Source organism: Elstera litoralis (genome assembly GCF_000963705.1).
Classification (GTDB): domain Bacteria; phylum Pseudomonadota; class Alphaproteobacteria; order Elsterales; family Elsteraceae; genus Elstera; species Elstera litoralis.
Map to the genome: position 1 here is coordinate 1 of NZ_LAJY01000806.1, position 1,443 is coordinate 1,443.

The following is a 1,443-nucleotide window of genomic DNA, read 5'->3' on the forward strand; positions in this document are numbered from 1 at the left end:
GGCGCTTGGCAAGGGTCTCGTAGTAGGTTGATGGGGCAATCGGCAGCAGCCTGCAGATCGGCTCGACCCCGAACACACCACGGTGTTCGTCGATGAACGAGATCATCGTTTGAAGGGGCGGTCGAGCTCCGCCATCGCGAAATAAGCGGAGGCTTTACGCAGAATCTCGTTGGCTTGACGAAGCTCGCGGTTTTCCCGCTCCAAAGCCTTCATCTTCTCGGCGACGTCGCTCGGCAGGCCTGCCCGTTTGCCAGCGTCTACCTCGGTCTGCTTTACCCACGCGTGCAGCGTAGCGGCTGAGCAGCCGATCTTGGCCGCGATGGATGACACCGCAGCCCACCGTGACGGGTGCTCGGCTTCGTGATCCAGCACCATGCGAATGGCACGCTGGCGGACTTCAGCGGAAAACTTGTTCGTGGTCTTGCTCATAGTGGCTCAACTTTCTCAGAAGTTGGAGCCTCCGGCAAACCCGGCGCGGTTCAGGATTAAGCTCGGCCCTGGTGAATGACGGTGGCAATGAAGATAATGAAATCCTTTCTTTTCATTGCTTTGAACGATTGAATCATTATCGTCGTCATCGGAATGAGGTTGAGATGATTCATTATCATCTAGATCCGTTTTATCGGGATTGATTGCGGTTCTTGAAAACACGCATCGGCTGCACGTTAGGTTTTGCAACGGGTTCGGGGGTTCGGTCATAGTTACTCTCCTGCGGTTTCAAGGTGGTTTTCAGGGATTGATTGGCATTGCGATTACGTCTGTGATGGTTTTCGTTATCTGATTTAATATTCGCACTGGGTATCTTGGTTCGGTATTTAGCAAACTCGGCTTCCCTTGTTTGCTTCCATTTCAATTGATCTGCCGTAGATAAGGTATTGATATAGATTCCGTTCTTAGCGGCTATATCAATATACGTGTTATACTTCTCTTTATTCTTGATGTTGATTACGAAAGATGCGCCAAATTTGGCTTGGGCTATTTTGAGATTGGCAAGAATAGAAGCATCGTCATTCCGAATGAGTTTAAGCTCTGAACCTTTGTCGATGCTGATTGTTTGATTATCTTTTTGGTATTCAATGGTTCCGTCATTCGCGTGATGAATTTTAATAGAAGTCATTAACGAAGCGGTATCGGGCTTCTTTTCTGGTTCTTTTAATCGTTTGAGGCGTTCGGCGGCTTTTGGATTGCTTTTAGCTTCAGAAAGAAGCCATTCGCGCCATGATGGGAATGAAAGCGATTTAGAAAGCGATTTGCGTTCGGATGAATGCTTTTGTTCCAATAGCTCTCTCGATTGAGCGGCCTTCAATGCGCGTTCGGAATCGAGACGTAACCGGGTTTGGTGGTCGGTAATGGAACGAAGAAGCGTTCTGCGGTCGGTAGCTTGTTGCTTCTTCAGAGCATCCATTTCGGCTTTCTGGCGGTTCCGTAAAGCATCCTTACGGG

At 49.1% G+C, this 1,443-nt stretch carries 1 protein-coding gene, 1 pseudogene and 1 other annotated feature; the gene and the pseudogene both read right to left on the reverse strand.

All coding sequences use genetic code 11. The features are described from left to right. Positions 1 to 429: pseudogene (locus VZ95_RS19900) on the reverse strand (transposase); the annotation flags it as partial. Beyond that, positions 32 to 148: a sequence feature (AL1L pseudoknot), on the reverse strand. (Overlaps the previous pseudogene by 117 nt.) 190 nt (positions 430 to 619) lie before the next feature. After that, a partial coding sequence (locus VZ95_RS26245) for a hypothetical protein (RefSeq protein WP_198148436.1) occupies positions 620 to 1,443 on the reverse strand: 824 nt, incomplete at its 5' end.